16 protein-coding genes are annotated in these 16522 nt (G+C 74.0%); 8 read left to right on the plus strand and 8 right to left on the minus strand.

Annotated features, from left to right (window positions below):
- Window positions 1-290: 290 nt before the first annotated feature.
- Window positions 291-767 carry a DUF308 domain-containing protein gene (locus ACFY2K_RS12915; RefSeq protein ID WP_387711242.1) on the minus strand — a complete coding sequence of 159 codons (477 nt, stop codon included), beginning with the start codon at window positions 765-767 and terminating at the stop codon, window positions 291-293.
- A gap of 102 nt (window positions 768-869) precedes the next feature.
- Window positions 870-1688 (minus strand): hypothetical protein, encoded by an 819-nt coding sequence (locus tag ACFY2K_RS12920; RefSeq protein ID WP_387711243.1) that lies wholly within the window; start codon window positions 1686-1688, stop codon window positions 870-872.
- A gap of 663 nt (window positions 1689-2351) precedes the next feature.
- On the opposite strand from ACFY2K_RS12920, the gene ACFY2K_RS12925 reads away from it, so the two are divergent.
- The 6 genes from ACFY2K_RS12925 to ACFY2K_RS12950 all read left to right on the plus strand — a co-directional run bounded on the left by ACFY2K_RS12925 (window position 2352) and on the right by ACFY2K_RS12950 (window position 10505).
- Window positions 2352-3332, plus strand: coding sequence for a hypothetical protein (locus ACFY2K_RS12925; protein WP_387711245.1), 981 nt, complete (start codon window positions 2352-2354; stop codon window positions 3330-3332).
- Between the two features lie 21 nt (window positions 3333-3353).
- Window positions 3354-4133 (plus strand): thaumatin family protein, encoded by a 780-nt coding sequence (locus ACFY2K_RS12930; protein WP_387711247.1) that lies wholly within the window; start codon window positions 3354-3356, stop codon window positions 4131-4133.
- 91 nt (window positions 4134-4224) lie between these two features.
- The gene (locus ACFY2K_RS12935; RefSeq protein WP_375896396.1) at window positions 4225-5043 is read left to right on the plus strand and encodes a glycoside hydrolase family protein; all 819 of its coding nucleotides are present in this window, start codon (window positions 4225-4227) and stop codon (window positions 5041-5043) included.
- Window positions 5044-5348: 305 nt separating this feature from the next.
- Window positions 5349-7568, plus strand: a complete 2220-nt coding sequence (locus ACFY2K_RS12940; RefSeq protein WP_387711249.1) for a PQQ-binding-like beta-propeller repeat protein — start codon at window positions 5349-5351, stop codon at window positions 7566-7568.
- Window positions 7565-9694 (plus strand): protein kinase, encoded by a 2130-nt coding sequence (locus ACFY2K_RS12945; protein WP_387711251.1) that lies wholly within the window; start codon window positions 7565-7567, stop codon window positions 9692-9694. The genes ACFY2K_RS12940 and ACFY2K_RS12945 overlap by 4 nt, the downstream gene beginning before the upstream one ends.
- A 25-nt stretch (window positions 9695-9719) precedes the next feature.
- Window positions 9720-10505 carry a hypothetical protein gene (locus ACFY2K_RS12950; RefSeq protein ID WP_380587383.1) on the plus strand — a complete coding sequence of 262 codons (786 nt, stop codon included), beginning with the start codon at window positions 9720-9722 and terminating at the stop codon, window positions 10503-10505.
- Window positions 10506-10648: 143 nt separating this feature from the next.
- Here ACFY2K_RS12950 and ACFY2K_RS12955 read toward each other — a convergent pair whose 3' ends face one another.
- On the minus strand, window positions 10649-10861 hold the full coding sequence (locus ACFY2K_RS12955) for a hypothetical protein (RefSeq protein ID WP_380401193.1): 213 nt from the start codon (window positions 10859-10861) through the stop codon (window positions 10649-10651).
- A gap of 182 nt (window positions 10862-11043) precedes the next feature.
- Between ACFY2K_RS12955 and ACFY2K_RS12960 the strand changes: the two genes are divergently transcribed.
- Complete coding sequence (locus ACFY2K_RS12960) at window positions 11044-12411, plus strand: Fic family protein (RefSeq protein WP_387711253.1); 1368 nt, start codon at window positions 11044-11046, stop codon at window positions 12409-12411.
- Between the two features lie 74 nt (window positions 12412-12485).
- Here the strand turns inward: ACFY2K_RS12960 and ACFY2K_RS12965 are convergent, their stop codons facing one another.
- From ACFY2K_RS12965 to ACFY2K_RS12985, 5 genes are all read right to left on the minus strand, one after another.
- Complete coding sequence (locus tag ACFY2K_RS12965) at window positions 12486-13619, minus strand: methyltransferase domain-containing protein (RefSeq protein ID WP_387711255.1); 1134 nt, start codon at window positions 13617-13619, stop codon at window positions 12486-12488.
- Entirely contained in the window at window positions 13616-13765 is a 150-nt protein-coding gene (locus tag ACFY2K_RS12970; RefSeq protein WP_387711257.1) for a hypothetical protein, read from the minus strand. The genes ACFY2K_RS12965 and ACFY2K_RS12970 overlap by 4 nt, the downstream gene beginning before the upstream one ends.
- Before the next feature lie 321 nt (window positions 13766-14086).
- A complete protein-coding gene (locus tag ACFY2K_RS12975) occupies window positions 14087-14935 on the minus strand; it encodes a helix-turn-helix domain-containing protein (RefSeq protein WP_380641492.1) in 849 nt (282 codons plus the stop codon).
- Between the two features lie 26 nt (window positions 14936-14961).
- Window positions 14962-15492: a DUF6879 family protein gene (locus ACFY2K_RS12980; protein ID WP_380529014.1), complete on the minus strand. Its 531-nt coding sequence runs from the start codon at window positions 15490-15492 to the stop codon at window positions 14962-14964.
- The gene (locus tag ACFY2K_RS12985; protein ID WP_380641490.1) at window positions 15464-15673 is read right to left on the minus strand and encodes a hypothetical protein; all 210 of its coding nucleotides are present in this window, start codon (window positions 15671-15673) and stop codon (window positions 15464-15466) included. The genes ACFY2K_RS12980 and ACFY2K_RS12985 overlap by 29 nt, the downstream gene beginning before the upstream one ends.
- Window positions 15674-16039: 366 nt before the next feature.
- On the opposite strand from ACFY2K_RS12985, the gene ACFY2K_RS12990 reads away from it, so the two are divergent.
- Entirely contained in the window at window positions 16040-16435 is a 396-nt protein-coding gene (locus ACFY2K_RS12990) for a hypothetical protein (RefSeq protein ID WP_387711259.1), read from the plus strand.
- The last annotated feature ends 87 nt before the right edge of the window (window positions 16436-16522 follow it).

Here is a 16522-nt window from a genome sequence, read left to right on the forward strand (position 1 = left end):
GCCGCGTCGCGGCGACACCGCACGCGACTCCGGCACACCGGCAGGGGTGTCACACGGGAACGGGTTGCGTGCGGTCGGCGCGGGCGGGTCGGGCGGGGAGTGAGTGGGACTGCGATTCGGCCGCCCGGAGGCCGGCCTGGTCGCACAGGGCGCCGATGCGCGCGGCCGCGGTGGGGTGACCGGGCCGGTCAGGGCCGCCGCGGGGTCGTCGCAGAGGGCCAGGACGGCGGCCTCGGCCTGGCGGCCCCTCGGCCGAAGGGCGAGCGAGGGGCCGGGGCGCATGTGCCCGGCTACGTCGCGGGCCCGGCCGTCGCCGTCGCCGTCGCCGCGCGCCAGGTGGCGATGACGTCGGCCGCCTTGGTCTCGAAGTCCGGGTCGCGCCAGGCGCCCGGCATACCGATCACCGCCGGCAGCTTGAAGTCGCCGTGCTCGCGGTGGGTGACCCGCACGACGTCCCCGGAGTCGGGGCGGTTGCGGTTCTTCCCGACTGCGACGTTGGTGACGTCCGCCCAGGCGAACCGCTTGCGGGAGCCCAGGGCCCCGGTCCACCAGATCTCGCGCTCGTCGAAGCTCACACTGCTGAAGGCGCCCCTCACCTGGAGGAGCCCACCGATGATCAGGAGAGCGCCGAAAGCCACGACGATGACGGTCCGGAGGTCCGCCGGGACGGACGAAGCGCGGTGGAGAAGGTAGGCGCCACCGGCCAGGAAGAGCGTCGAGAAGATCCACTGACGGCGTATCTGTGCCGGGTGGAGACGGTAGGTCACGTGTTTCACCAGCGGATCTTGGCAGGTCGGACGCATCTGAGGAAGCGTCACCGTCGCCCCCTGCCGTAGCCGAGGTCGGCCGGCCCGAGGCCGTGCTCCCGGCTACGGCTTCGCCTTGCCGGCGACGAACTCGTCCCAGGTGGCGACGGTGTCGGCCGGGGGCGCCGTGATGGCCGGAACGGCGCCGAAGTCGGAGTACTCCTCGACGACCTCGCTGCGGCCCTTGCTGCCGGTGGTGACCTGCTGCGACTTCAGCACCAGGTCGTCCTTGCCGACCCACATGTCGAGGTCCGCCGAGGTCTCGCCCCGCCGCTTGGCCAACTGGACGTAGTAGTCGCGCACCTCGTCCTTGATGGCGGGCCCGGTGTAGTGGGCCAGCTCGTCGAAGACCACCGTGCCGCGGTAGTGGTCGGCCGGCCGGCCGCCCACCTGCTCCTCGCCGACCCAGGAGGTGGACCCGGTCGAGGCGAGCGAGCCCGCGATCTCGTTGACGAACCCCGCCGCCCGTGCGCTGCCGGGGCTGCCGGCCGTCTTCTGGTCCATCCGGTACCAGCTCTTGCCCGGGACGTGGTCCGACTTCATGTAGATGCCGTCGCCGGTGGCGATGATGTGGTTGAAGCCGCTGGGGTTGTCCTCGGACTTCTCCCCCCAGGACTTGATGGCCGAGGCGTACGGCTGCTGCTGGAAGAACATCTCGGACCTGTCGGATCCGCCCCCGCCCGTCTGGACCGTCTTGTAGGAGGCCTGTTCCGCGGTCTTCCTGGCCGCGGCCATCAGCACGGTCCGGGCGTCGGCCCGCTTCGTCGCCGCCTCGTTCCCGCTCCGGGCCGCATCGCCGCTGCGGGACTCCCCGCCGCCGTGCGGCTCCCCGCCGCAGCCTGCCAGGGCCAGCGTGAGCGCCGCCCCCGCGGCCGCCGCCACGACGCCCCTCCTCATCACCCGCACAGCTCTGATTCCTCCTCGGTCGTTTCGACCTGCATGACCATGGTTGTTGCCCGGGACGGACCGCCGACGATCTCGAGCGTCCGCCTCCCGAAGCACCGCCCGCCCGCGCCGGGCGGGCCGCTCCACCCGCGAAACGGCGGGCGACCCCGGGTTAAGGTCAGTTTGACGATAACATCCTTCGTCCCCGGACCGACAACCGCTGCCCCGGGGCCCACACCCACTTCCGCCGGGTCCTCGACGGTCAGGCCGGCTCTGATCCGGCGGAATCGGGGAACTCTGATCTTCACGTGTCCTGCCTCTGGCGTTGGGTGCGCGCGACCGGCCCGGCTTCGCTGCCGGACCGGTCACGCGGTGACGCCACGAGGCTGGCAGGGTGCTCCAACAGCGACCCAACAATCAACCAACCGTGCACCGTTGCGGAACGGACCACCTCCGCACCCGACAGCTCCGACTCTTCTCGGCGGGCCGGGCGGCCTTTCGCGATGCGGACATGACAGCTAGCGTACGTACGAGCTGCCCGGTCCATGACGGTCCGTCACCGGATTCCGCCGTGGACTCGCGCGGTACGGACGGGACGCCGCGCCCGCACGCACGCCCGCCCGCACGTCGAAGACGTCCGTCGCACACCCTGGAGAGCCCGTGGATCCCCGCCCCGCTTCCCGCCGGCAGCGCCTGCGCGTTCCCGGCGCCGCCTGCGTCGCACTGCTGTGTTCCGTCGCCCTCGGCGCCGCGACACCGGCGCAGGCCTTCAGCGGGGGCAACCACGAGAGGATCACCCGGGCCGCCCTGGGGGCCGCGGGCTGGCACCCGGCCTCGCTGACGGCGATGGCGGACGGGAACTCGGGCGCCATCGTCGCCAACGACCACGGCGAGTACTTCGGCATCGGCAAGCTGCACTGCGACAACGCCGACTACCTCGACCCCCGGTACGACAGCCGCTACCCCCGCACCCGCGGGCAGGCCGACGCCGAGATCATCGACTGCGTCGACGGTTCCGTCCACAACTTCAAGCGGGCCGTCGCCGCCGCGGACCGGCTGGTCGACGCGAACGGGCACGTCGTCGCCGCCCAGACCGCCATCTCCCCGGCCTGCGACTGGAACGACCGGCCGGGACGGGCGAAGTGCGAGGTGCTGGAGGACCTGGGCCGCGGCTGGCACCAGATCGAGGACTTCTACGCCCACAGCAACTGGGTCGACCAGGCCGGCCCGGGAGCCGTCGGCGTCAAGAACCCCCCGGGCCTGGGCAGGACCGACCTGCCCGCGTTCTTCTCCATCGCCCGCTACAGCTCCATGAGCAGGCCCGACTGGGCCAAGGACGCCACCGCCCACATCCCGCACGACCTGGCGACCGGCTGCTACCCGGACCGCGACCACAGCGGAACGGTGTCCGACTGCGCGAACCGCGTCACCCACGACGGAGTGCTGAACAAGGACACCAAGGACACCCCGCGCTCGGCCGTCGGCCACAACTTCGACCGCGCCTACGACCTCGCCGTCAAGGACATCACCCGCCAGTGGAACGACTTCAAGGACGAGCTCCGGCGCAGGTACCCGACCAACGGCCGGGCGCAGGCGATGATCTGCGCCATCACCCATGACCACCCGGACAAGACCTGCTGAGCGGAACGGAACGGAGACGTCATGCGAAGGTTCCTGACCAGGCTGTTCGTCGCGGCGGCGGCCGCCACCCTGACCGTGGTGCTGCCCGGTGCGGGCGCGGCGGCGCCGGCCCGCACCGGGCCCGCCTCGGTCGCGGCGGTCAACCACACGGTGACCTTCGTGAACCACTCGTCGCAGCGGCTGTGGATCGGAAGCGGCGTCAACGCCGACGGGTCGAAGCAGTTCAGCCGGCTGCCGGTCCTGGCTCCCGGGCAGTCGGCGACGGTGACGATCCCCGAGACCACCGCCCCGTTCCACTGGCGGGGGAAGTTCTTCGCCCGCCAGGACTGCGGCGGGGCCTCCGGCAACGGCTTCCACTGCCGGGTGGGCGACTGCGGCCCGTTCGCCGACCACTGCACGACGGGCGAACAGCCCGCCAGCCTCGCCGAGTTCAACTTCGACGCCAAGGACGGCGCCGCCCCCTGGTACGACGTGAGCTACGTGAACGCGTTCTCGCTGCCGGTCACGATCACCCCGGTGAACGCCTCGATCCCGGCGGGCGGGGGCTGCGACACCAGGGGCTGCGCGAAGGACCTGCTGCCCTCCTGCCCGCCCGCCGACCTGACGCGCGGGCCGGACGGCAAGCCGCTGCTGTGCACCAACCCCAGCCGCGACACCCAGAGCGACTACAGCCGCGCGCTCAGCGCGAAGTGCCCCAAGGCCTACACGTGGTCCAAGCAGGACCAGGTCCCGGGCAACAAGGTGATGCAGCAGTGCAGCCGTTGCAGCGGCTTCACCGTCACCTTCGGGCCCTCCGCGTGAGCGCCCCGGCCGCGTGAGCGCCCCGGCCGGATGAGCGCCCCGGCCGGATGAGAGCCCCGGCACGACCGCCTGATCGAAGGAGAGGAACGCCTTGCCACGTCGAACACGTCTGTTCGCCGCCCTGCTCGCCGTGCTGACCTGCCTCACGGTCGGCACCACGGGCGACGCGTCCGCCGCCCCGGCGAAGAAGAAGGGCGTGAGCGCCTGGAACTTCACCGACGTCACCAAGGCCATGGCCGACGCCAGGGTGGGCTGGTTCTACACCTGGGCCTCGGACCGGCAGCAGATCAGGCCGCCGGCCGGCGTCGAGTTCGTCCCCATGATCTGGGGCGCGGGCTCGGTGACCGACGCGCAGCTCGCGACGGCCCGGAAGGAGGGCACGACCCTGCTCGGGTTCAACGAGCCCGACCTGCGGGGCCAGGCCTCCATGAGCGTCTCCCAGGCCCTCGACCTGTGGCCCCGGCTCCAGTCGACCGGGATGCGCCTGGGGGCGCCCGCGGTGGCGGGCGGCGGCGACGTCGCGGGCGGCTGGCTCGACCAGTTCATGAAGGGCGCCGCCGCCCGCCACCACAAGGTCGACTTCATCCCCCTGCACTGGTACGGCTCGGACTTCCGCGCCGATGCCGCGACCGGTCAGCTGCGCAGCTACCTCCAGGCCGTCCACGACCGCTACAAGAAGCCGATCTGGCTCACCGAGTACGCCCTGATCGACTTCTCCGGCGGCACCCCGCGATACCCGACGCCGGAGCAGCAGGCCGCGTTCGTGACGAAGTCGACCGCCATGCTCCAAGGGCTCCCCTTCGTCGAACGCTACGCGTGGTTCACCCTCTCCGCGGACCGCGGCGGCACCGGTCTCTACCACCGGGCGACGCCCAACCGGATGGGCGAGGCCTACCGCGCGGCCGGCTGAGCACACCGCCCGGCGCCCGTCAGCGGGTGCCGGGCGGTGCCGGGTGGCTCGCGCGGGTGAGGGCCTGCCGACGCAGGCCGCGGAGTGGGTCGAACGTGGTCACCGGCGGCTCCGGCCGAGCGGCGCAGATCGCGAAGTTGCGTGAGGGGGCGGAAATCTGACGGTCAGTCCGATAGTGATCCCGCGCATGCCGATTCCCTCCCGCCCGCCGGACGGGGGGCCTTCGATGGACGGAAGGGGTCCACCGGATGACCTGTCCGTGCCACTCTGTCTGGTGACGGCGGCGAGGGCACGGGGGAGGCTTGGTGGCTGCCAAGGGTGACAGCGAGGGCACCGGGGCGCGGGCGGCCGTGTTCGTGGGCCCCCATCAGTTGCTGCGGCCGTTGGGCGAGGGCGGGATGGGGGTGGTGTACCTCGCCCGCTCGCCCGGGCTGAGGCTGCTCGCGGTGAAGGTCATCCGGCCCGAGTACGCCGAGGACCCGCAGTTCCAGCGCCGGTTCCAGCAGGAGGTGGAGGCCGCCCGGCGGGTGACGGGGTTCCACACGCCGCCCGTGGTGGACGCCCAGCCGCGCGGTCCGCGGCCGTGGATGGCCACGGCGTACCTGCCGGCGCCGTCGCTGGGCGAGGTGGTGCGGCGGTTCGGTCCGCTGGGCGAGGCGGGTGCGCGGGCGCTGGGGGCGGCGCTGGCGGAGGCGCTGGCCGCGATCCACGCGGCGGGGGTGGTGCACCGTGACCTCAAGCCGGGCAATGTGCTGATCGCGCGGGACGGTCCGCGCGTCATCGACTTCGGGATCAGCCGGGCCTTCGACGCGGTCCACCTGACCCGGACCGGCATGGTGTGCGGCACCCCCGGCTACATCGCCCCCGAGCGCGTCGTCTCCGCGTCCGTCACCTTCGCCTCCTCGGACGTGTTCTCGCTCGGCTGCCTGCTGGTGTACGCGCTCACCGGCCGTACCCCCTTCGGCGCCGGTGAGCCCGCGCAGATCAACCGGCGGGTGGTGTACGAGTGGCCGGACCTGTCCGGGGTGCCCGCCGCGCTGGGCCCGCTGGTGGCCGCGTGCCTGGACAAGGACCCGGGTCGGCGGCCCACGGCGGCGGCCGTGCTGGCCGCGCTGGCCCCGGCCGATCCGGCGGCGCTGCTGAGTCCGGGGTTGCTGGCCGACTTCGAGGCCCGGGAGCGGCAGGCCGGGATCGACCTGGCGGCGCCGCCCGCGGATCCGCCCGCGCGGGCGGTGCGGGCGTGGCGGTCGCTGAGCCGGCGCGGGCTGTTGGGCCTCGGTGCCGGGCTCGGCGCGGGCGCGGCGGCGGCCGTGGGCGTGCCGCTACTACTCACCCGCCGGGCCCGGGCGGCGGCCGGGGCGGCGACGGTCGGTGACCCCGTGGACGCGTGGGGAGCCGACGCGGGCGGCGCGGGCGGCGCGGGCAGTGCCGGGGCCTCGCCCGGTGCGCCGGCCCCGCTGTGGAGCCGGCCGTTCAGCGGCGTGACGGTCCTCCACCAGCTGTCCCTCGTCGGCTCGACGCCGGTGTGGTGGACCGAGGGCACGGGCGCGACCGGCGTGGACCCCTCGACGGGGCGTACGGCGTGGTCCCAGCAGGAGGTCCAGTTCGTCCAGGCGCAGGGCGGGCTGCTCTACGGCACGTCCACGGACTTCGCGAGCCTGGTGTGGCTGGACGCCTCGGCGCAAACCCACCGGATCCCGCTCGCCGTGCCCGCCGACCAGCACATGTACGCCGCGATGACCCTGCGGGTCTTCGGCGCGGACGACCGGACCGTGGTGACGGCCCGGCAGACCTCCGCCACCGGCGGCGGGCTCCTCGCCGGGACCGACGCGGGCAGCGGCGAGGTGCTGTGGCAGCACGACGTCGCCGAGAACCTGGCGGTGTCGATGGCCCGCCACTCGGAGTCCCTGTACAGCGGTTCCGGCAGCGCGATGGGCCTGGTCGCCGACGGCAGGTGCTACTACCGGGACGGTGACGTCCTGCACGCGCTGGACCTGCGCACCGGCGAGTCCCGCTGGCAGGCCGCCGGCCTCGCACCCGCGGGCGCGGGGGTGCCCGCGCGGCTGCTGCGCGCCGGCGACCTGCTGGTGGTCGTCGCCAACCGGACGGTGGTGGCCGTGGAGGCGGCGACCGGGCGGCAGCGCTGGACGGCTCCCCCGGTCCCGCAGGCGGTCTTCGGCTGTGCGCTCGGCGGCGACCGGCTGTTGCTGTCCGGGGCCCAGGGCACGGCCTACTGCCTGGACGTCACGACCGGCCGGGGGCTGTGGCACTGCACCGTGGCGGCCGTGACCCTTCCGAGTGCGAGCGGGGACTTCCGGGCTCCGAGCGCGGGTGACGGCTTCTTCGCCGTCCCGCTGCAGGGCGGGCCGTACGGGACGGCCGTCCTGGACGCCGCCCGCGGTACGGTCCGCTGGGTGGCCCGGCCGCCCTCCGACGAGGGCCTGTGGACCACCGCGGCCGACGGCCCGACGCTCTACTGCGCCTCGTCCACCACGCTGCGCGCCTTCCGAGCCGGTGCCGGATGAGCGCGCGCAGCATCGGCCCGTACCGCGTCCTGCGCAGACTCGGCGCGGGCGGCATGGGCGCCGTCTACCTGGCCGCCACCGGCAGCGGGCGCCCGGTCGCGGTGAAGACCGTGCAGGAGCAGTACGCGGCCGATCCGGAGTTCCGGCGCAGGTTCGCCCAGGAGGTGGCCGCGGCCAGATCGGTCAACGGGGCCTACACCGTGGCGGTGGTGGACGCCGACACGGAGGCGGAACTCCCCTGGCTGGCAACCGAGTTCGTCGCCGGACCGTCGCTGTACGAGGCGGTGGCGCGGCACGGCGCGCTCGCCCGGCCCGCGCTCCACGTCCTGGGGGCGGGCCTGGTGGAGGCGCTCGCGGCCGTCCACCGCGCCCGGATCATCCACCGGGACCTGAAACCCTCCAACATCCTGGTCGCCCGGGACGGCCCGAGGGTCATCGACTTCGGGATCAGCAAGCCGACGGCCGACGCGCTGCCCACCGCGAGCGGCCAGATCATCGGCACACCCGGGTTCATGTCCCCCGAACACGCGGCGGGCCACACCCTCACCCCCGCCAGCGACCTGTTCTCGCTGGGCGCCGTACTGGCCTTCGCCGCGACCGGCCGCGCGCCCTTCGGCGAGGGGCCGCCCGCGGTGCTGGTCTACCGGGCCTCCGAGGAGCCCCCGGACCTGGACGGGGTGCCGCCGGAGCTGACGGGGCTGCTGGTGCGCTGTCTGGACCGGGACCCGGCCCGGCGGCCCGCACCGGCCGAGCTCGCCGAGGCCTTCCGGTACGGCCCGGCGGTCGGCACCGACTGGATGGGCGGGGCGGAGCGGACCGTACGCGGGCGTGAGCGTGAACTGGCCCGGGTGCTGAGCGATCCGAACGGCACCCGGCGCCGGCTGCTCGTCCTCGGCGGCGCGCTGCTCGCCACGGCCGCCGCGGGCGGGGCCACCCGGCTGCTGTGGCCGGGAAACGCGGGGGCGCCCCCGAAGGCCTGGTCGGCGCCCCTCCCCCGGGCCGGGATGGCGCCGGTGGCCTGCGGCCCGGCGGCGGTGGTGTGCGCGGACCGCACGGGGGCGGTCGGCTACGCCCGCTCCGACGGACGGGTGCTGTGGACCAGCACCTCGGAGGCGGGGGCGTCCCCGGTCGGCGACGGCGGGCGGGTGTGGTCGGTGGACCAGGACGGCTCGGTGCGGGCGCGCGACGCGCGCAGCGGCGCCGACCTGTGGCGCTCGTCCGACCCGGTCCCCGGTGCGCAGGCCCTCGCCCTGCCGCTGCCGGGCCTGCTACTGGTCACCGGGGCGGACGGAGCCCTGCACGGCTACGACGCGGCCGCGGGGCGCAGGCTGTGGAGCGGTGCCGCGCTGGGCACCTCCTTCCGCGTCCAGGGCATGGACGCGGCGGGCCTGCTGGTCGTCACGGTCCTCGGCGATCCGGCCCTGCTCGCCGGCGGCGCCTTCCGCTTCCTGGCACTCGACCGCGCGAGCGGGCGCCAACGCTGGTCGCTGGACGCCCAGGAGCTGTACGCGCCGCCGAGCGGCACCAACCTGTACGCCCTGGATCCGGACCGCGCCCTGACCGCCGTGGACGGCGGGCGCGGAACCGCCCTGTGGAGCCGGCCCAGCGGCCTGCCGCCGGCCTCGGCGACCATGTCCGCCGGTTCCTACCTGGGTTCGCTCGCGCTCCGTGGAGCGGTGCTCACCTGCCTGCCCGTCTCCGGGACGACGGCCACCGACGGGCAGATCCCGACGGCGGCCTTCGACACCACGGGCGCCCGGCTGTGGAGCGGCACCCACACCGGCGCCATCACCGGGTGCGCGGACGTCGCGGCCCTGGTCGCGACCGGCGGCCCGCACGGCGTGTCCGGCACCGACCCGCGCACCGGGGCCACCGCGTGGACCTGGCCGTCGGCGCAGGGCGCCGCCACCGTCCGGGGCTCCTGGGGGAACTCGGTCCTCGTCACCGCGCCCACGGACACGGGCGGGATCGCCCTCCAGTCGCTGGCCGGCGCCGACGGCAGCCCGCAGTGGCACCAGACCTTCGCCCGCCAGCCCGGCGACCCGCAGGTCCTGGTCCAGGACGCGGCCCTGCTGGTCGGCTACGGGCCCACCCTGACCGCCTACCACCTGTCAGCCGGCGGCTGACAGCCTTCGAAGGGTTCCGTACGAGATGGCCGAGATCGAGGACACCCCTCCGGCGACCCAGCCGCTGCCCACCCTCCCGCGCACGAGCCCCCTTCCGGCCCAGGCCGTTCCCGCCACCCTCCCCGACCCGGCGGACCTGCGCCCGGGCGGGCCCGCCCGGCGGTGGACCTGGCTGCTCGGGGGCATCACGGCCGGCGCGGGCGCCGCCGCGCTCGTCCTGGGCCTGGTGGCCAACCTCGTCACGCCGACCGCGACCGCCTCATCCGCGGCGAACTCTTCCGCCGCAGTCGCGTCCTCCGGCCCGGCGTCCCCGTCCGCGGCGCTCTACACCGCCTCAGCGGCCGGCTGCTCGCTGGTGCACCCCGAGACGGTCGCCCGCTATGCCAAGGGCGCCCCCTGTACCGAGCAGAAGCCGATCGGGGGCATACCGGTGACGGGCGGGAGCTGGACCAGCCAGGACTCGGGCCTGACCATGCTGCAGGTCCTGGTCACGCTGTCCCCGAGCACCGACAGCATCTACCAGGAAACGTTGAGCAGCGCCCGGACGGCGGCGGCCACCAGCGCCGGCACCATGAAGATCACCGACGACCGGTCGGTCCCCGGCATCGGGGAGAAGGCGACCCTGCTCTACACCGTTGCGTGGGGTTACGGCCGCATCGAACTCGTGGTGCTCCAGCGCAACGCGCTCATCACCGTCAACTACCAGGCGGCCACCCGCTCCGGCTACACCTTGAAGGACGTCCCGCCCTCGGAGGCCGAGGCCGCCGCCACCGCCGCCGCGCGGGACGCCCTGGGCACCCTCACCGCGTGAGAACCACGGCGCCCCCGACTACACGGTGCGATCCGCAGCCGCAGTTCGTACTCCTCGGCTCCGGCGGCACCCGCCTGCTCGCCTGCTCGCCGTCGTCGAGGACAGCGTCGCAGGTCAGGAGCCTGCGGCAGGCGGCCGGGTGGTCAGATCTGGCGGTCCGGGTCGGAGAAGGTCAGGCCGCCGACCGCGAGCGGACGCCGGGCCGGGGCGGGCACTGCGGCGGTCTCGCCGGGCGGCTGCCGGAAGTCGGCGCCCTGCTCGAGCGGCGGCCGGCGCGCGCCGGACTGGGTGGGCAGGGGCGTGTCGGCGGCGGTCGCGGAGAAGGTGGGCATTACGAGAGGGCTGTGGTCTGTCATGATCGACAGTGTCGCAGCACGGACCGGGTCGCGTCGCCACCCTCCCGGAACCGGTGGGGCCGGAGCGGGGGTCGCACAGCCCTCGCGGGTGTCCCTGGGCGGTACGGGCGATGCGGCGGTGTGGGCGGTGCGGGCGGAAATTGCGTTGCCCGGACCCCTGGCCCCCGTGGCACCCTGACCCGGTGTCCAACGCGCTCTACCCCGCAGGCCTGACCTGGGACGAGGTCGACCCCGCCGCCCACCCCTTCGACCCCGCTTCGGCCGCGCAGGTGGTCCGCTCCCTCGGCCCGGCGCGGCGGGTGCCCTCCCGACCGGACCCCGCCGTCGATCCGATCGGAGTCAACTGGGCGCGGGAGGCGGCCAGGCCCTGGACCGATGCCATGACCCACGTGCTGATCGAGCACTACGGCCGGTGGGCGGCGGGGTGGCGCTGGTCGGTCGGCGAGGCGGACGTCGACGGCGGGCCGGTCGGGAACTGGTGCTGCGGGTCGCACTCGATCACCACCGCGGAGCAGACCCTCGACCGGGTCGTGGCCTCGCTGTGCGAGTGGCGCGACTGGCTGGAGCACCTCGCGCGGTGGTTCGAGGCCTACCCCCTGGACCCGGAGACCCTGGTGGCGGACCGGATCCTGTGGGAGCGCGCCGCCCGCAACCTGATCCTGCAGGTCGCCGACCGGACCGGCGCCGAGAGCGGCTGGTACGGGCACTGCCGGCAGGTCCTGGGCTGGTTCCTCACCTACTGGGGCGTCGCCCCCGAGGCGGCCGAACGGCTGGTGCGACAGGCGGTCGGCGGCCGGTTCAAGAGCTGGACCGCGCCGGACACCGTCCTGGCGGAGGAGGTCGCCGAACGGCTCGTCGGCCCGCTGCGCCCGCAGGACACCCGCTGGTCGCCGGCCCCGGGCGGGCTCCCGGACCACCTGGAGCGCTGGCTCGCGGTACGCGAGAGCGTGCCGTGGCCGGACGGCGAGGCCGGCACGGACGGCGCGGACGGCGCGGACCATGAGCCGACGGCTTCCGCCCGCGACAGCGCGGCGGAGGACTTCCGCTCCTTCGACGCCGCCGTGGACCCCGCCCGCGCCGCCGGCCTGCTCACCGCACTGGAGCTGGTGCGGGCCGACGCGGCGCGAGGTGCCACGCTCGACTTCGAGCTGCTGCGCAGCTGGCAGCAGCACGTCCTGGGCACACCCGAGCCGCCGCCGCTGCGCACCCGCCCCGCCTTCGCCAAGGGCGGCGAGGAGCGCTACGGGATCGGCCCCGACACCGGCACCCGCCTCGACGCCTGTCTCGCGCAGGCCACCGACAGCCGGCCCTCGCTGGCCGCCAGGGCGGCCCGGGCCCACCTGGACGTCTGTTTCTTCCACCCGTTCGACGACGGCAACGCCCGCGCCGCCCTGCTCACCCTGCTGTTCGTACTGGCCCGCGAAGGCTTCACCCTCGACTCGGTGATACTCGTCCGCCGGTTCGGCCACCGGGCCGACGACCCGCAGGACGCGCTGAGCCTGTGCCGTTCCGTCGAGCTCGATCTCAGGCGCTGCGCCGCCGCCCGGTAGGAGACGGGAGCGACCCACGCCCCGACACCCCGGACCGGCCGCCATCACCCGGGACGGGTCCCGGACGGGCGGGCTCACCGGATCGGCCGGCCGGGGTTGTCCAGCCAGGCGTGCCAGCCGTCGGGGGTGACGGTCAGCCCGAGGCGCGCGATGCCGGGCTCGCCCTCCTCGTGCCACCAGGCGAGGGCCCGCTCGAAGTCCTCCCACAGGCGGCGGCCGCCGTACTGGCGGACCGGGTGCACGTCCTCGCCGTCGCGGAAGGTCGCCGCCGCCCAGGCCGGGGTGGTGAGGGAGTAGAGCCACAGGGTGCGGGCGCCGTCGTCGTGCGGCTGGATCGCGTGGACGACGTCGCGCAGGCGCAGGCCGGCGGCGAGCGGAAACGGGTCGAACGTGCCGTGCGGCGGCAGGACGGCGGTGGTGGTGGACTCGGCGACGCTCCCGCCACCGGGCGGGTGCTGCGGCCGGCGCAGGCGCTGGGAGCGCATCTTCATGAACTCCACCGGCTGGAGGAACGGGCCGCTCGCGGCGCCGTCGCCGGTCACGGTGAGGCGGACCAGGGCGTCGGCGTTGGAGTAGTGGGTGCCGAACGGCGCCAGGATCAGCCCGCCGGGCCGAGTCTGCTCGATCCAGGCCCGCGGGACCTCGCGCAGCCCGTAGGTCGCGATGATCCGGTCGTACGGGGCGCCGGGCGGGTGGCCGGATTCGCCGTCCGCACGGACGACGGTCGGCCGGTAGCCGGCGCCCGTGAGCGCGGTACGGGCCCGGGCGGAGATCCCGGGGTCGATCTCGACCGTGGTCACATTCGCGTCGCCGAGCCGGTACGCGAGCAGGGCGGCGTTCCAGCCGGTGCCGGTGCCCTGCTCCAGCACCCGCATCCCCGGCTCCACCTGGAGGTCGTCCAGCATGGAGGCGACCAGGGAGGGCATCGAGGCGGAGCTGGTGGGTACGGTGCCGGGCTCGGCGCCCCGGTGTTCTCCGTCGTCCCACTGCGTGACGATGGGGATGTCCGCGGCGGCCGCCGCCAACCATCCCGCCTCGTCGGTGGTCCGGTCGACGGGCCGGCTCTTCCCGGTGGCCATGTCGTGGGCCCAGGCCACGTCCGGTAGGAACAGTGAGCGCGGGACGGCGTCGAAGGCCGACGTCCACGCGTCGGCGACGGGGAAGGACCGCCCCGGCGGGCGGTCCTCCTGCTCAGGTGCGAGCGTCACTTGCGGTGGCCCCCGTCCCCGGGCGGGGGGCCGCCGTCCGGGGACGGCGGGTCGGACGGCGGCGTCCACGGGGTGCCCGGGTGCCCGTCCCCCTCGCCGCCGCCGCCACCCGAACCCGCGCCGCCGTGGCCTCCGTCGTGATCCATGCCGACCTCCCTTGTCGCCGCTGTGATGGTGCCTCCCGGTGCCGGGAGGAGTAGCGGGCCTGCCCGGCCCGCGCGAGCCACGCCGGGCCGCGAACGCGCACATCCGCGCAGTGCGGTGCGCACCGGACGGCAGACCATGGCGGTACTCCGCTCCCTCGCGGGCGGTGACGGCTGCGCCCACCCGACGGGGGGTCAGGCGGGCGCAGCGGCCCCGGCGCGCCCGCCGGGAACCGGGTGTCCGGTCCGTCACGGCGGGCGACGGTTCGACGGTAGGGAGTCACCGCGGGCGTGTTCAATGCGATTGCGGGTGATTGCGGGGATTCACCCGAGGGTGTCGATCGCGATGGCGATGAGTGCCCGGGCCGCCGCGCCGTGGACGGCCAGCTTCGCCAGCTCGGCGAAGGCGCGGTGGTAGTCGGCGAGTTCGCGGGGCTGGGTCACGGTGACCTCGGCGGTCAGGGTCTCTACGCAGGCCTGGTCGTTGTCGAAGAGGTAGAAGGCCTCCAGCGGCCAGATCCTGCGCTGCGCGGTGAAGGGGATGATGCCGAGGGAGACCGACGGCAGGGGCATCACGGCCAGGAGGTGGCCGAGTTGGCTGGCCATCGTCTCCGCGTCGCCGATGCGGTAGCGGAGCACCGTCTCCTCGATGAGGATGACGAACCGGTGGCGGCCGTCGTGGAGCAGCCGGCCGCGTTCGGTGCGGGCGGCGACCGCCTCGGCGACGTCGTCGGGGGTGCCCTGGAACTCGGTGATCGAGCGCATCAGGGCGGTGGCGTAGGCGGCGGTCTGGAGGAAGCCGGGGACGACGTTGGAGACGTAGGCCCGGCACACCGCGGTCCGGTGGTGCAAGGTCAGCGACTCCTGCTGCACCTGCCGCATGCCTGTGCGGTGCACACGGCGCCACTCCAGGTACATCAGCTCCACCGCGCGCAGCGAGGAAATCAGGTCGCCGGTCTGGTCGGCGGAGTCGCACGCGGTGCACCAGGCGCGCAGGTCGGCCTCGGACGGCGCCGACTTTCCGCTGAGGATCCGGGAGGTCTTGGAGGGGTGCCAGCCGCACCGGGCGGACAACTCCTTGCCGTCGATCCCGGCGTCCAGCATCAGCTCGCGCAGCCGGACGGCGAGCGCGGCGCGGGCGGCCTGGGCACTGGATGAGGGCGAGGCGGGCATGGGCTGTCTGCTCGGCGCGGGCGGGCTCAGACGGTGTACCGCTCGTGCGGGACGGCCCGTTCCCACACCGCTTCGAACGCGGTGGCGCAGAGCTTCGCGACGGCGGGGTCCTCGGTGTCGGAGGTGCGCGGGTCGGCCCAGTCGCCGTCACCGGTGAAGTGGTTGAACCGCACGACGCGGTCGTCGAACAGCCAGAAGTCGGCGCCGGGCAACGCCAAGTCGCACGCGTCGCGGCGCGGCAGCCAGCGGACGTCCTCGCCGGCCGCGGTGTTGACCGGCGTCATGGCGTGCAGGTACCGCGTGTAGAGGGTGACCGGCTCGGACACGATCCGGGCCCGGCGGACAGCCACACCCCGTTCGGTCGCCTCGCGCAGCATGGCCGTCCAGTCCCGCCAGTACTCCGACTCCGGGTCGAGGTCGGACTCGCCGGTCAGTCGGAACCGTTCGACGGCCTCTGCCTCGTCCGGGACACCGTAGCTGTCGCGCATCTCCAGGTGGACCGCCGAGTACCGGGCGGCGGCCAGCAGGTCAGAGAAGCTCATCACGCTCTGCGTCATCGCAGGCCTTTCGCAGAATCGGGATCATCCGGTACGGGATGCGGATCACGGCCTCGTGACCGGGAATACCGGGATCGTGCCCCTCCACCCAGATCGTCCCGCCGACCTCGGCGTTCAGTGCGTCGTCCGCCTTCAACCCCTGAATCACCAACTCCTGCTTGTCGTTGTCCAGCAGCACCATGGGCGACCCTTCCTTCCCCGTCTCAGGGTCGATCCCCACGAAATCTAGCCCCACGACACCCTCCAGCACCACGCCGGTTGCGGTCACTTGCGCGTCACCGTTCCGCAGTGCTGACGATCCGTCAAGGGCGTGCGGGCGCAGCCGGGCGGCTCGCGTCCGCGCTGGCCGTACGGCGTGCCCCGGCTCGTACAGCGAGGGGCGCGACCGCCGGGCGCAGCCGGGGAGCTGTGAGGTGAAGTGTCAGGGGAATGTCCGGCGAACGTCGTTCCCTGCGATGGCTGTGGAGAGGCAATCTGCCCGGGAGAGCTCCCGCTCCAACTGCGCTGTCGTCTGCACGGCAGAGGGCCGGACAACAGGAGGTACTACATGAGGTTCAGGGTCGGCCGCCGTACGGCGGCGGTCACGACGGCTGCGGCTTTGAGTGTCGGCGCGCTTGTCTCTGCCGTAGGGAATGCTCACGCCGACGACTACGTCCCGATCAATGTCGGCCACTGGGTCGGCCTCTACGACGCTCCCAACACCAGCTCGAAGGACGGGTGGGCCGACGTACCTCCCGGTGGCGCGATCATCGCCCAGTGCTGGACCGTCGGCGAGAGCATCGGCAACTACGGCGACACCTGGTACCGCACGAACCGGATCTTCTGGAACGACGGCCACGGATGGACCAACGTCCTACCCACCGTCTACGTCTTCGCCGGGTATGCGGACGGCAACGCCCGCTCCGTCGACCGGGACCCCAACATCCCCCGCTGCCCTTCGTAGCACCCAACGCACCCGGCCGGCGTCCCTCCGGAAGCCGTAGGACACCGGCTACCCGCCGCGAGGTTACGGGTCTTCCTGGGAGGCCCG

The organism is Kitasatospora sp. NPDC001309 (assembly GCF_042896295.1).
GTDB lineage: Bacteria > Actinomycetota > Actinomycetes > Streptomycetales > Streptomycetaceae > Kitasatospora.

Excerpts from the sequence above, each read along its gene's own strand:
- ACFY2K_RS12990 (WP_387711259.1), top strand. The coding sequence starts at position 16,040 with ATGAGGTTCAGGGTCGGCCGCCGTACGGCGGCGGTCACGACGGCTGCG.
- ACFY2K_RS12955 (WP_380401193.1), bottom strand. The coding sequence starts at position 10,861 with ATGACAGACCACAGCCCTCTCGTAATGCCCACCTTCTCCGCGACCGCC.
- ACFY2K_RS12980 (WP_380529014.1), bottom strand. The coding sequence starts at position 15,492 with ATGACGCAGAGCGTGATGAGCTTCTCTGACCTGCTGGCCGCCGCCCGG.
- ACFY2K_RS12945 (WP_387711251.1), top strand. The coding sequence starts at position 7,565 with ATGAGCGCGCGCAGCATCGGCCCGTACCGCGTCCTGCGCAGACTCGGC.
- ACFY2K_RS12930 (WP_387711247.1), top strand. The coding sequence starts at position 3,354 with ATGCGAAGGTTCCTGACCAGGCTGTTCGTCGCGGCGGCGGCCGCCACC.
- ACFY2K_RS12985 (WP_380641490.1), bottom strand. The coding sequence starts at position 15,673 with ATGGTGCTGCTGGACAACGACAAGCAGGAGTTGGTGATTCAGGGGTTG.
- ACFY2K_RS12975 (WP_380641492.1), bottom strand. The coding sequence starts at position 14,935 with ATGCCCGCCTCGCCCTCATCCAGTGCCCAGGCCGCCCGCGCCGCGCTC.
- ACFY2K_RS12970 (WP_387711257.1), bottom strand. The coding sequence starts at position 13,765 with ATGGATCACGACGGAGGCCACGGCGGCGCGGGTTCGGGTGGCGGCGGC.
- ACFY2K_RS12950 (WP_380587383.1), top strand. The coding sequence starts at position 9,720 with ATGGCCGAGATCGAGGACACCCCTCCGGCGACCCAGCCGCTGCCCACC.